This is a genomic window from Mediterraneibacter torques (genome assembly GCF_044591705.1).
In the GTDB taxonomy this organism is placed as follows: Bacteria; Bacillota; Clostridia; order Lachnospirales; family Lachnospiraceae; genus Mediterraneibacter; species Mediterraneibacter torques.
The window spans coordinates 785453-798295 of the sequence record NZ_CP172594.1 but is presented as its reverse complement, the minus strand read 5'-3'; the positions used below and the strand labels follow the sequence as shown (position 1 = coordinate 798295).

Annotated in this window: 11 protein-coding genes and 2 tRNA genes; 1 reads left to right on the top strand and 12 read right to left on the bottom strand. The window is 40.5% G+C overall.

Annotation, left to right across the window (positions count from 1 at the left end; genetic code table 11):
- Nucleotides 1-3: 3 nt before the first annotated feature.
- From ACH9UM_RS03605 to ACH9UM_RS03570, 8 genes are all read right to left on the bottom strand, one after another.
- Nucleotides 4-1674, bottom strand: coding sequence for a nucleoside kinase (locus ACH9UM_RS03605; protein WP_004846228.1), 1671 nt, complete (start codon nucleotides 1672-1674; stop codon nucleotides 4-6).
- Between the two features lie 41 nt (nucleotides 1675-1715).
- The gene (locus tag ACH9UM_RS03600) at nucleotides 1716-2498 is read right to left on the bottom strand and encodes a Nif3-like dinuclear metal center hexameric protein (protein WP_004846229.1); all 783 of its coding nucleotides are present in this window, start codon (nucleotides 2496-2498) and stop codon (nucleotides 1716-1718) included.
- Nucleotides 2488-3210, bottom strand: a complete 723-nt coding sequence (locus ACH9UM_RS03595) for a class I SAM-dependent methyltransferase (RefSeq protein ID WP_004846230.1) — start codon at nucleotides 3208-3210, stop codon at nucleotides 2488-2490. Before ACH9UM_RS03595 ends, ACH9UM_RS03600 begins: the two co-directional genes overlap by 11 nt.
- Before the next feature lie 39 nt (nucleotides 3211-3249).
- Complete coding sequence (gene rpoD, locus ACH9UM_RS03590; RefSeq protein WP_009242592.1) at nucleotides 3250-4362, bottom strand: RNA polymerase sigma factor RpoD; 1113 nt, start codon at nucleotides 4360-4362, stop codon at nucleotides 3250-3252.
- 56 nt (nucleotides 4363-4418) lie between these two features.
- Nucleotides 4419-6194, bottom strand: a complete 1776-nt coding sequence (gene dnaG / locus ACH9UM_RS03585; RefSeq protein WP_004846232.1) for a DNA primase — start codon at nucleotides 6192-6194, stop codon at nucleotides 4419-4421.
- 68 nt (nucleotides 6195-6262) lie between these two features.
- Nucleotides 6263-7264, bottom strand: coding sequence for a deoxyguanosinetriphosphate triphosphohydrolase (locus tag ACH9UM_RS03580; protein ID WP_004846233.1), 1002 nt, complete (start codon nucleotides 7262-7264; stop codon nucleotides 6263-6265).
- Nucleotides 7265-7268: 4 nt separating this feature from the next.
- On the bottom strand, nucleotides 7269-8804 hold the full coding sequence (pap, locus tag ACH9UM_RS03575) for a polyphosphate:AMP phosphotransferase (protein WP_004846234.1): 1536 nt from the start codon (nucleotides 8802-8804) through the stop codon (nucleotides 7269-7271).
- 220 nt (nucleotides 8805-9024) lie between these two features.
- Nucleotides 9025-9381 (bottom strand): helix-turn-helix domain-containing protein, encoded by a 357-nt coding sequence (locus ACH9UM_RS03570; protein WP_009242588.1) that lies wholly within the window; start codon nucleotides 9379-9381, stop codon nucleotides 9025-9027.
- 174 nt (nucleotides 9382-9555) lie between these two features.
- Here ACH9UM_RS03570 and ACH9UM_RS03565 point away from each other — a divergent pair, with 174 nt between their 5' ends.
- On the top strand, nucleotides 9556-9777 hold the full coding sequence (locus tag ACH9UM_RS03565) for a helix-turn-helix domain-containing protein (RefSeq protein WP_227070336.1): 222 nt from the start codon (nucleotides 9556-9558) through the stop codon (nucleotides 9775-9777).
- 115 nt (nucleotides 9778-9892) lie between these two features.
- On the opposite strand, the gene ACH9UM_RS03560 is transcribed toward ACH9UM_RS03565, so the two are convergent.
- The 4 genes from ACH9UM_RS03560 to rplT form a co-directional block, all read right to left on the bottom strand.
- A tRNA-Leu gene (locus ACH9UM_RS03560) sits at nucleotides 9893-9977 on the bottom strand.
- Between the two features lie 214 nt (nucleotides 9978-10191).
- Nucleotides 10192-10276, bottom strand: a tRNA-Leu gene (locus tag ACH9UM_RS03555).
- 192 nt (nucleotides 10277-10468) lie between these two features.
- Nucleotides 10469-11851 carry a TrpB-like pyridoxal phosphate-dependent enzyme gene (locus ACH9UM_RS03550; protein WP_004846379.1) on the bottom strand — a complete coding sequence of 461 codons (1383 nt, stop codon included), beginning with the start codon at nucleotides 11849-11851 and terminating at the stop codon, nucleotides 10469-10471.
- Between the two features lie 588 nt (nucleotides 11852-12439).
- Nucleotides 12440-12796: a 50S ribosomal protein L20 gene (rplT, locus tag ACH9UM_RS03545; RefSeq protein ID WP_004846381.1), complete on the bottom strand. Its 357-nt coding sequence runs from the start codon at nucleotides 12794-12796 to the stop codon at nucleotides 12440-12442.
- Nucleotides 12797-12843: the final 47 nt, after the last annotated feature.

Below are 12843 nucleotides of genomic sequence, written 5' to 3'. Positions count from 1 at the left end.
CATCTATAAACGGAAGCATCCACCGCCGACAAACTCTCTTAACAGAGAGTTTGTCGGTATAAATTCACTTCCGATCCCAACAAAGTAATCAAAAAACTTAAGAAGCCTTTTTGCTTCAATAAATTCTTTTGAATCTTTATCCACCGCAAAAAGAAGCGGTTCCACATATTGCTTCAGCACTGCCAGTTCATAGATCAAAGAAGAATTAAACATCACATCCGCTTCTTCCTGAAACGGAAATATGTTTTTTTCCTCTCCTCTTCTTACTGAAGCCCACATAGAAATCGTCTTCGATGCAGAAGCGCCGCGTGTGCGGGAATCTCTTACAATCCTCCTGATCAACCTTCCGTCTGTCGTAGGGATCCGATTATGTTCATCGATGTTCAACTGAGTCAATGCGCTGATATAAATCTTAAATTTGTTCGCATCTGCCATTGTCTCTGTCAATTTTGGATTCAAACAATGGATTCCTTCTATTACAAGAATATCCTGTGAACCAAGTTTTTTCGGTTTAGATTCATACTTTCTCTTACCGCTTTTAAAGTCAAAAATGGGAAGATACACTTCCTCTCCTTTTAAAAGAGCCCTCATATCTTCATTAAATTTGGGAATGTCGATTGCTTCCAAACACTCAAAATCATAATTTCCATCTGAATCTTTCGGAGTATGTTCCCGATCGACAAAATAATTATCTACCGCAATCGGATGAGGTTTTAATCCATTCACCCTAAGCTGAATGGACAACCTATGTGAAAATGTCGTTTTTCCGGAAGATGATGGCCCTGCGATCAAAACAAACCGAACATCTTTCCGGTCTGCAATCTGTCTGGCAATCTCGCCTATTCTCCGTTCCTGATAAGCTTCCTGCACAAGCACAACTTCCCGCATATCTCCTTTTGTTACCATCTCATTAAGCGCTCCGACTGTTTCTATGTCCTGACAATCTCCCCATAAAACAGACTCTTTCAATACATGAAATAATTTAGGACTTGGTCTAAATTCGGGAATCTTTTCCGGCTGTTCTTTCACCGGCATCTGAATGACAAAGCCTTCATCATACAAATGAAGAGAAAAATATTTCAGATATCCGGTATCAGGAACCATATATCCGTAATAATAATCTTCAAACTCATTAATACTATATATGTTTACTTTTGAAACCCTCCGGTATTCAAATAATTTTTCCTTATCATACATTCCATGTCTGTGAAATAATTCGATCGCATCATCTGTATGAATTGTCTTCTTTTTAATCGGAATTTTTTCATCTGAGAGCCAACGCATCCGCTTCGCCACATCCGCAAGGAACTGCTCTGTAATTTTTATATCTCCGTCAACTGTGCAATAATATCCTTTATCCACCGAAAAATGAATTCTGACGCGTTCGATCTTATCATGTCCTGCCACATCATGAACCGCTTTTACAAGAAGAAAGCACAAACTTCTTTTATAAGTTTCATGTCCGATTGCATCTGCTGTCGTAATAAACTTCAATTCACAGTCTTTCTCAACTGTTTTTCTTAGTTCCTGCAGTCTGTTTTCTCCTTCCACTGCAAGAACGGCAGGATGAGAAAAACTACCGCAGAACTCTTTTGCAACAGCTTGATATGTTGTTCCTTCCTCAAATTCTTTTGTCTCGTTACCTACTGTAATATTATACTTTTTTTTCTCCATTTTCCGGAACACACTCCTTTTACCCAAATAAAGTCCACCTTTTAAAGCACTTGGAATGGATGAACTATCGGAATCGACATCACATCCAATACCGGAAGTTTTTCATGTAAAAAGCATTTCATATCGTCTATGAATATATACTCTGTTCCATAATGTCCCGCATCAATGACCGCCAACCCCTGTTCAACCGCATCAATACCGTCATGATGACCTATGTCGCCTGTCACAAGCACATCTGCTCCTTTTTTTATCGCCGGCATTATCGCCGACTTTCCCGCCCCGGGAGAAACAGCAAGACAATGTACATTTTTTTTCATATCTCCATACACTTTCACACTTCCCAATTTCAATTTATGCTTCACATAGAGACAACATTCTTCCAATGTCATTTCCCGCTCAAGCATTCCGATTCTTCCGATTCCTTCTTCTGCTCCGTCTTTTTCCATTGTCACATCAAGCACATATGTTTTCTCAATACCAAGAATATCTTCTGCCAGCTTCGCCATGCCAAGCACATCATAATTTGTGTGCATTGCATAATAAGAAATGTCATTTTGAAGCAGCTTTACAACACGGCGTCCTATAAAATCTTCATCTGTCACTCTCTTCATTGGGGAAAATATAAGAGGATGATGCGTAATAAGCATATCTGTTCCTAATGCAATCGCCTTATCGATCACCTCTTCTGTCGCATCGAGCGCCAGATAAACCTTACTTACTTCTTTTTCCAGCCGCCCTGCCAAAAGTCCCACATTATCAAAATCAAGCGCCGCTTCTTTCGGATAAGACGCCTCTATCACTTGAATGATCTCTTTACAAAGCATAGTATTCCATCCCTTTCTCTGCAATATTTAATTCTTCTTCCAATTGCCGCTTTCTCACTTGTATCTTCTGAGAATCTTTCTTTTCAATCGACTTTAATATATCTGTTCTGATACGAATCTCCCGTTCCAAATAACGCTTTAACACCGGATGACGCTTTTCAAGAAGAAGCTTTCCATATTGAAGCTGTACGTCATTCCACATTTCCGATTTTATTCCGTCTTTCTTTCCGCTCTTCTTTGGAGGCCGGACTTTCATCATCGGATAGTATTTTCCGTCCTCTTCAACCATGTCTTCCTCTATAAAGAAAAAACCCTCCTGCAAAAGAAAGGCTCTTACTTTATCCGGTTCAGACTGCGGCTGAAGAATACACTCTTTTAAGCATGAAACTACATCATGCCCTTCCTCCAAAATACGAATCACAAGATTTCCACCCATCCCCGCAATTACTGCAGACTGCACCTCTTGTACTTTCAATGCAGAAAATCCATCTGAGAGACGTGTTTCTATCTGTTCTTCCATTTTATACGCACAAATATTTTCCTGCGCTTTTCTAAGCGGTCCTTTATTGACATCCATTGCTACCGCATAATCTGTTTTTCCTGTCTCTGTCAGAAAAATCGGTATGTACGCATGATCCGTTCCGATATCGGCCACTTGATATCCGGCAGTTACAAGATCTGCAACTGCACGGAGTCTTTTTGATAATTCCATCTGTATCCTCTTTTCTCGGTTACACTGTTTGCCGGATAATTAATCAAGATAATCTCTTAATTTTCTGCTTCGACTTGGATGGCGCAGCTTCCGAAGAGCTTTTGCTTCAATCTGACGGATACGCTCTCTCGTAACGTCAAATTCTTTTCCCACTTCCTCCAATGTACGCGCTCTTCCGTCATTCATTCCAAAACGAAGACGTAATACTTTCTGCTCCCTTTCGGTCAGTGTATCGAGCACTTCATCAAGTTGTTCTTTTAAGAGCGTCTGCGCCGCAGCTTCTGCCGGTACAGGCACGTTATCATCCTGAATAAAATCTCCTAAATGGCTGTCCTCTTCCTCGCCGATCGGAGTTTCGAGCGAAACCGGTTCTTGAGAAATCTTCAAAATCTCCCGAACACGCTCAACAGGCATATCCAGCTCTTTGGCGATTTCTTCCGGAAGCGGTTCTCTTCCAAGTTCCTGCAGAAGCTGTCTTGACACACGGATCAGTTTATTGATCGTCTCTACCATATGAACCGGAATTCTAATTGTCCTTGCCTGATCCGCTATAGCTCTTGTGATCGCCTGACGAATCCACCATGTCGCATATGTGCTGAATTTATAACCTTTATGATAATCAAACTTTTCAACAGCTTTGATCAAGCCTAGATTTCCTTCCTGGATCAGATCAAGAAAGAGCATGCCTCGTCCTACATACCGCTTCGCAATGCTGACAACAAGACGCAGGTTCGCTTCTGCCAGCTCTTTTTTTGCATCCTCGTCGCCTTCTTCCATCCGTTTCGCCAGTTCAATCTCTCGCTCTGCACTTAAAAGCGGTACTTTTCCGATTTCTTTCAAATACATACGAACCGGATCTTCAATACTTACTCCTTCCGGAACGGAAAGGTCGATATTCTCCATATCGACTTCTTCTTCCTCTGCGATCATATTGTCGATATCTACATCATCGTCCGTATCAGCCGTGATCCGCAAGACGTCAATATTATGTCCTTCTAAATACTCAAAAACTTTTTCCATCTGTTCGGCGCTTAATTCCATGTCCGCAAAAAAGTCATTGATCTCCTGAACATCAAGTATACTTTTTTTCTTCTTTCCCAGAGCGACAAGCTCGTTCATTTTTTCCAGAAATTTCTGTGCATTCTCTTCCATGTGTCCATCCTTCCTGATCTGTGCGCATACGCAGATCATCTTGTTTTATTTTATCCTTAATCTATAGAAATATGCAGTTGCCTCAGTTCCTCAAGCTTCCGCTTTTCTTCCATTAAATGCTGCAATCCGGCCATATCTGACGGATCCAGATTCAGCGTTCGCTCATTGATGCTGTGAGCTTTTACTTTTAAAATTGTATCTTTCAACGCCTGATCCTGTTCTTCTTTTGTTTTCAGTTGGCGGATTTTCGTATGAAAAAGAGAAGCCGCTTCCCTATGTTCTTCCTCTGATGTGAAATGATTCAAAAGTTTTGCCGGATTTAGTTCTCCTTTTTCATGCTGCTCATATAAAAGTTTCGCAACGCGCCGATTTAATTCTCCTGTGAAATCATCCGGACTTATGTAACTGCTTATCTTTGAATACAGATTTTCATTTTCGATCATCCATGTAAGCAGAACTTTCTGCGATGTAACAATTCCGTCTTCTTTTTGCAAGACCGCCCCATCGGCTTTTTTCGGGCGTGTGACCGGGCGGGCAAGTCCTGTACTTACAGCAGTTTTTGCGACAAGTTTTTCCAGACTCTCTTTGCTTACTTTATATGCAGATGCAACTGCCTCGATATAATTGTTCCGTTCCAATTCATCTTCAAATGAGAGCAGCCTATTTGCCGCCTCTCTGAAAAAAGCAGTTTTTCCTTCCGGGGAAGCCATATCAAATTCTCTCTCTAATATTTCAAGACTGAACATAAACCCGTTTCTTGCATTTTGGATACGATTTTCAAATTCCTGCGCGCCAAGATTTTTAATAAATTCGTCCGGATCTTTATACGGATCCATACGGATTACTTTTGCCGATATTCCCGCCTCTTTCAGTATCGGAACTGCTCGAAGCGCCGCTCTTGTACCTGCATCATCACTGTCATATGTCAGATAAACTTCCTGAACATATCTTTTGATCAAAGAAGCATGTCCTGATGTAAGAGCCGTTCCGAGAGATGCCACGGCATTTGTAAACCCAGCCTGATGCAAAGAGATAACATCCATATATCCCTCACAAAGCAAAAAATAAGTTTTTCTCGATGTCCTCGCTCTGTTAAGTCCATATAAATTCCTGCTTTTGTCGAACACTGCCGTCTCGGGAGAATTCAAATATTTCGGTTTTCCGTCCCCCATAACGCGGCCTCCGAACCCGATCACCCGGCTGTTTACATCCATGATCGGAAAGATGACACGATTCCAAAATTTATCATACACTCCCTGTCGTTCATCTGTATTGATCAGTCCGGCCTGCCGGATCAGATCTTCACTATACCCTTTTCCTCTCAAATATTGATACAGATCATCACTGTATTTTGTTGAATATCCAAGTCCAAACGCCGTGATCGTCTCTTCTGTCAAACCTCTGTCCGTCAAATATGTATGTGCTCCCACTCCTCTTTCGGACTTTAGCTGCACATAATAATATCTGGCAGCGATTTTATTTATCTCTAAAATAGACGCTTTTAAATCCGCCCTTTGTTTTGCTTCCTTCGAATATTCGGCCTCCGGAAGTGCAATTCCCGCTCTGTCTGCAAGAAATTTTACAGCCTCCATGAATGAAAAATTCTCATACTCCATCAAAAACGTAAATACATTTCCCCCTGCCCCGCATCCGAAGCAGTAATACATCTGCTTCTGTCTGCTGACAGAAAACGAAGGCGATTTTTCATTATGAAACGGACACAGTCCGAAATAGGAGCTTCCCTTTTTCTGCAGACGGACATAATCGGATATGACATCTACGATATCATTTCGCGTTCTTACTTCCTCTATTAATTCATCCGGATAATACATGTTTACCCTCCATAAAAGATTGTCCTATATATTATATTCGACAAAACTTTTTGATTTCCTTTATTTTTTTAAATTTTCCATGCTTCGGGCACAAAATAATCCTGGAATTTTTTAACCGCATAAGAATCTGTCATTCCGGCAATGTAATCACAGATGATCTGTTCTTTCTCATCATCCGAATTTTCCAAAGCCTCCTTAAAAATCCGGGGAAGGACTTCTGTATGTTCGGCATAATATTCAAAAAGCTGTTCGATCATATGTACCGCCTTATCTTCTTCCCCTTTTGCGTTCGGATTCAAGTATACATTTTCAAACATAAATTTCCGCAGATCTTTCATCGCCCGTTCCGTTTCCGAAGACATTTTAATAACCGGCTGATCCATACTGTTCGTGATCACATCATGCACCAGAGTATTAAGCCGCTCTTTACACGAACTTCCAAGAGCCTGCCGCAAATCAGAAGGAATATCATCCTCTGTCAGAATTCCTCCTCTTATTGCATCATCCATATCGTGGTTGATATATGCAAGCTTATCGGAAATGCGGACAACCTGCCCTTCCAAAGTATGAGGATGTCCTGACGTCTGATGGTTCAGTATTCCGTCACGGACTTCCCATGTCAGGTTCAGTCCGCGCCCTTCTTTCTCAATCCGTTCTACAACACGAAGACTCTGCTTTTGATGCGCGAAATGATATACATGATTTAAAGCTCTTTCCCCCGCATGACCGAAAGGCGTATGACCAAGGTCATGCCCCAGAGCGATTGCTTCTGCAAGGTCTTCATTCAAACGCAATGCTTTTGCTATCGTACGCGCATTCTGGGACACTTCCAACGTATGTGTAAGCCGCGTTCTATAATGATCTCCTTTCGGAAGAAGAAAAACCTGCGTCTTTTGTTTCAGCCTTCGGAAAGCTTTACAATGAAGAATCCGGTCACGATCTCTTTGAAAAGCCGGTCGGATATCACACGGTTCCTCTTTTCTTTTCCGTCCCTTCGAGTCTTTGCTTAATGCCGCATAAGAACTTAAATATTCAAGTTCACGAAGTTCAAGCTGCTCCCTGATGGTCATAATATCACCTTTCCTTTAATCTCTTTTCAATCGCATCTGTCACTGTCTTAAGCACTTTGATCCGTGCATAATACTTATCGTTTCCCTCCACAATAACCCACGGCGCATAGGCCGTAGACGTCCTCATGATCATCTCATCTGCCGCATGCTCGTAGAGATCCCATTTTTCACGGTTTCTTAAGTCTTCATCCGTAATCTTCCATCGTTTTTCCGGATTTTCCATCCTTTCGCAAAATCTGCGTTTCTGCTCTTCTTTATCAATATGCATCCAAAATTTCAGAATAACCGCGCCTGCATTTGCCAGATCTTTCTCCATATCATTTATCTCTTTGTATGCGCGTTTCCACTCTTCTTCCGTACAAAATCCCTCGATCCTTTCTACCATCACCCGACCATACCATGTCCTGTCAAAAATCGCCACATGTCCGTCTTTTGGCATCGCCTTCCAAAATCTCCACAAGTAATGATGCGCTTTTTCAACCTCATTCGGAGAAGCTGTCGGATTTACCACATATCCCCGAGGATCCATTTTTTCTGTCAGACGCTTAATCGCACCTCCCTTTCCTGCGGCATCCCAACCTTCAAATCCGATCACTACCGGAATTCTCTTCCTATATAATTCTCCGTGAAGCCGCTCCGCCTTCCTCTGAAGTTTATCAAGTTTTTGCTTATATTCTTCTTTTGTATAGCTGCAGGAAAGATCTGTTTTTGACAAGATTGAAACTTCCGAAAATCTGTTTTCTGCATATTGTGCGATCTGAACTTCCTTTTCCTCACAAACTTCTTCCACTATTTTATTTGTTTTCTCCAACAGAGCACTATTCTCTTTTTGACGTCGGATCTGCTCTTGCATAGCTTGTATCACCGTCATATATATTTTTGTTGTCGCAAACCGCCTGTCAGTCGCTTCTATAATTGTCCACGGCGCATAATCCGTATCCGTACAAAACAGCATTTCTTCTGCCATCAACGCATACTCGTCATATTTAACATTTCTCTCTTTGTCTCCCTGAGTCACTCTCCATTGCGTCTCTTTCTTTTTCTCCAATTTTTTAAAACGTTTCTCCTGCTCATCCTGATCAATATCCAAAAACAGTTTTATAATCAGCGTTCCCCCTTCTGAAAGCTGCTGTTCAAAAGCATTGATCGACGCAAAATCATCTTTCAGTTCTTTCTCCCGCGTCCTTTTTTCAAATCGGTCTACCCACACTTTTCGATACCAGCTTCCATCAAAAACCGCAATTTTTCCCTTTTCCGGAGTCTTGATCCAAAACCTCCACAAAAACGGATGCATCCGTTCTTCTTCCGTCTCATTTTTAATCGTATGCACCTCAAATCCCCGCGGATCCATACTGTGGATCAACTTTCCTATCTGAAGTCCTTTCCCGGATGCTCCGAATCCTTCAAATACGATCATGACCGGAATATCTAAATCTTTACACTCTCTTTGAAGTCTTCCAAGTTCCGCCTCTATCTTCGGAAGACTTTCACTATATTCCTGCTTTGACATTTTTTTATTCAAATCTATCTTTTCTAACATTACTGATCCTCCTTACATTTATTCAGATATTATTGACAATTTCAAATAAATTATCGTAATTATATCATATAATTTCATAAAACAAACAGTTTGGGTAAAATAAAAAAAAGAAAAATCTGATAAGATTTTCCCTTTTATATCTGTTCTGTCCTTACTGATTCCCATCCACCAACATGAGACTGATACTTAAAAACTTTTACCGTCTTATATACTCTTAAACTCATTCTTTAATTTTTTTCTCCTCTGCCTTTTCCATCTGCGCAGCCAAAAAGCTGATCACCTTTTGATTCGTCCTGTTCAACCTGCAGTAACTCAAAAAGAATTCAAAGTGTCTTAATAACATCTGTTCCATTTCCAAACGATATTCCTGTGTCATTCTCACGTCCGATAGCTTTAATATGTAATCCGTTGACACATGAAAATATTTTGATAAATGAATCAATATATCCGATGGCAGAACATTTTCCCCATTTTCTATACGGCTGATCGTCTGCTGTGAAACATTCATCTTTTCGGCCAAATCTCCCTGCCTCAATCCCCGTTCAGTACGCAACTCTTTCACCCTGTTCTCTAGCACTTCTATACATCCCCTTATCGTTTTTCTCCATTGTATCCGATACTTCTTATCGTGCTATCCGAATACCGGATATGCCTTTACTCATATTTAGGATATATCATTTCTCTGATGAAAAAGCATGATAAAATCAATATATATTGTGTGTTTTTCAAAACAGGATCTATCCTCCTTGCAATGAAAAAAGAAGAAAATGCCGTAGGCGAAAATATCCGCCGACTGCGTATGAGAAATCAGTTAAAACAAGCAGATCTTGCGCAAAAACTTAATATCAGCCGCCAATCACTTTCCGCTTATGAGCGTGGAATCACACTGCCCGATATCTACCTGCTCATAGAGATTGCCGATTTTTTCAGAATCTCTCTGGATGAGCTTACCGGAAGAATTACCATCCATTGAAACAATTTGAAGCTTTTTAAGAAATCATTCAAATTGAAGAGCCTAGTCATAAAAACAAAAAGACCACGCAAAAAAACAGAAAACCTTTCTAAGATTTCCTGTTCTCTTTATCTAATGCGGAAGATGGGACTTGAACCCACACAAGCGCAATGCTTACAAGATCCTTAGTCTTGCTCGTCTGCCAGTTCCGACACTTCCGCATTCCATATAGGATTCGTGATCTTTGTTTTGCTGACCACAAGAAATATAATAACATTGGAGGAATAAAAAGTCAATGTTTTTTTACTTTTTATGATGAGATTTTCTATAAGATAAGATACTTTTTAATCCCTTTAAAAAATCTCTTGTTTCCATATCTCTCAGAATATAAAAGTAGAAAATCCTTCATAAAAAAGACTTTCTACTTTTATCTAATGCGGAAGATGGGACTTGAACCCACACAAGCGCAATGCTTACAAGATCCTTAGTCTTGCTCGTCTGCCAGTTCCGACACTTCCGCATTCCATATAGGATTCGTGATCTTTGTTTTGCTGACCACGAATGATATAATATCATTATCAGCAAAAAAAGTCAACACTTTTTTTAATCAGATGTAAAAATCTTGTGAAAAGCCTCCTTAATCACATTGACAATTCAAACTGATTTTTACATCTGCATTTTTCAATTTTCAAACACCGAGCTGAAACTATATTTATAAGTTTTCCGGCACTTTCGGAAGTTTTGCAAGAGCCTCTTTTAACTCTTCATCAGATGGAATATAGTCACTCATCTTTCCGTCATGGAATTTCTCATATGCATACATATCAAAATATCCTGTTCCTGTCAGTCCGAAGAAGATCGTTTTTTCTTCCCCTGTTTCTTTACATTTAAGAGCTTCGTCAATCGCAACTTTAATCGCATGACTGCTTTCAGGAGCCGGCAGAATGCCTTCTACTCTCGCAAACTTCTCTGCCGCTTTAAATACCTCTGTTTGTTCTACCGAACGAGCTTCCATATATCCATCTTCGTAAAGCTGCGATAAAACAGAACTCATACCATGATATCTCAATCCTCCCGCATGACTTGCAGACGGAATAAATCCACTGCCTAATGTATACATTTTAGAAAGCGGGCAAACCATACCTGTATCGCAGTAATCATATGCGTAAACGCCTCTTGTCAAACTAGGACAGGACGCAGGCTCCACCGCAATAAACTGGTAATCGGCTTCTCCTCTTAATTTTTCTCCCATAAACGGGGAGATAAGACCTCCCAAGTTGGATCCTCCGCCTGCACATCCGATAATAATGTCCGGCTTGATCCCATACTTATCCATTGCAATCTTTGACTCAACCCCGATCACTGACTGATGAAGAAGAACTTGATTCAACACACTTCCAAGCACATAGCGGTATCCCGGCGTATGTGTAGCCACTTCCACAGCCTCGGAAATGGCACATCCAAGGCTTCCTGAAGTTCCCGGATGCTCTGCCAAAATTTTTCTTCCCACTTCTGTTGTTTCAGACGGTGAAGGAGTAACACTCGCTCCATAAGTACGCATTACTTCTCTTCGGAATGGTTTCTGTTCATAGGAACATTTCACCATATACACCTTACAGTCCAAATCAAGATAAGAACATGCCATTGACAGAGCAGTTCCCCACTGTCCCGCTCCCGTCTCCGTTGTCACGCCTTTCAAGCCTTGGTCTTTCGCATAATATGCCTGGGCGATCGCCGAATTCAGCTTATGGCTTCCACTTGTATTATTCCCTTCAAATTTATAATAAATTTTTGCAGGTGTCTGTAATTTTTCCTCAAGACAATACGCACGAATCAGCGGCGCCGGACGATACATCTTGTAAAAGTCACGTATTTTTTCCGGAATTTCTATATAACGATTTTCATTATCCAATTCCTGCTTCACTAATTCCTCGCAAAATACAACGCTTAATTCTTCTTCTGTCATCGGCTTAAATGTTTCCGGATTCAGAAGGGGCGCCGGCTTGTTTTTCATATCTGCCCGGACATTATACCATGTCTTCGGCATCTCACTTTCTTCCAAATAAATTTTATAAGGGATCTTCTTCTCACTCATTGTTATTCTCCTTTCAAAATTTTCTTTATATACCTCTGAATTTTTGTGGAACTTTAACTTGCCCGGATATGATTCCTTTACAGACAATTCTCAAAATATCTTTTACATCATAAATTCTTTCTTTAATAATATAAAAAACTCCTGTCCCACACAATGATACTATTGCAGGGACAAGAGTCGTAATTCTAAATTATATATCAAAACTCCTGCGGTGCCACCCGGCTTGATGTGAAAACACATCCACTCACGCATACTAACATATGCCCATTTTTATAACGGAGTTATCTCTCCGGCTCACCTACTTCTATACTTCAAATGTTCAGCTTGCCCTCAGAAGCCCATTCATCCCAAGTCAGTATACCGCATTCCACCATCTACGGCTCTCTGTGAAACTGATTATCGGAATTACTTGCTCTTCCTCATCGGTTTACAGCCACTTTATCACGTTAAAATATAAATGTCAATATTTTTTTACTTTTCTTTTCATCTTTTCAAAAACTTTTCAAAAACTCATCAAAACAAAATATACTTACAAGAAAGACTCCCAATCAGTATAACTGTTCGGGAGTCTTTTTGTTCTTACTTTTATTATGCAAGTTTTTCTTTTGCAAGAGCTGCAAGTGTTGCGAAACCTTCTTTATCATTTACTGCAAGCTCAGCAAGCATCTTTCTGTTAATATCAACGTTTGCCAGTTTTAATCCGTGCATGAATTTGCTGTAAGACAGATCGTTCATTCTTGCCGCTGCATTAATACGTGCAATCCAAAGCTGTCTCATCTGACGTTTGCGCTGCTTTCTTCCTGCATATGCGGATGTAAGTGCTCTCATTACAGACTGTTTTGCAACTCTGTACTGTTTAGAACGAGCTCCTCTATATCCTTTTGCCAATTTCAATGTTCTGTTATGTTTCTTCCTAGCGTTCATTCCGCCTTTGATTCTTGCCATTTCTTAATCCTCCTTAAATAAGACCATTATTCTGTAATCACTGTATC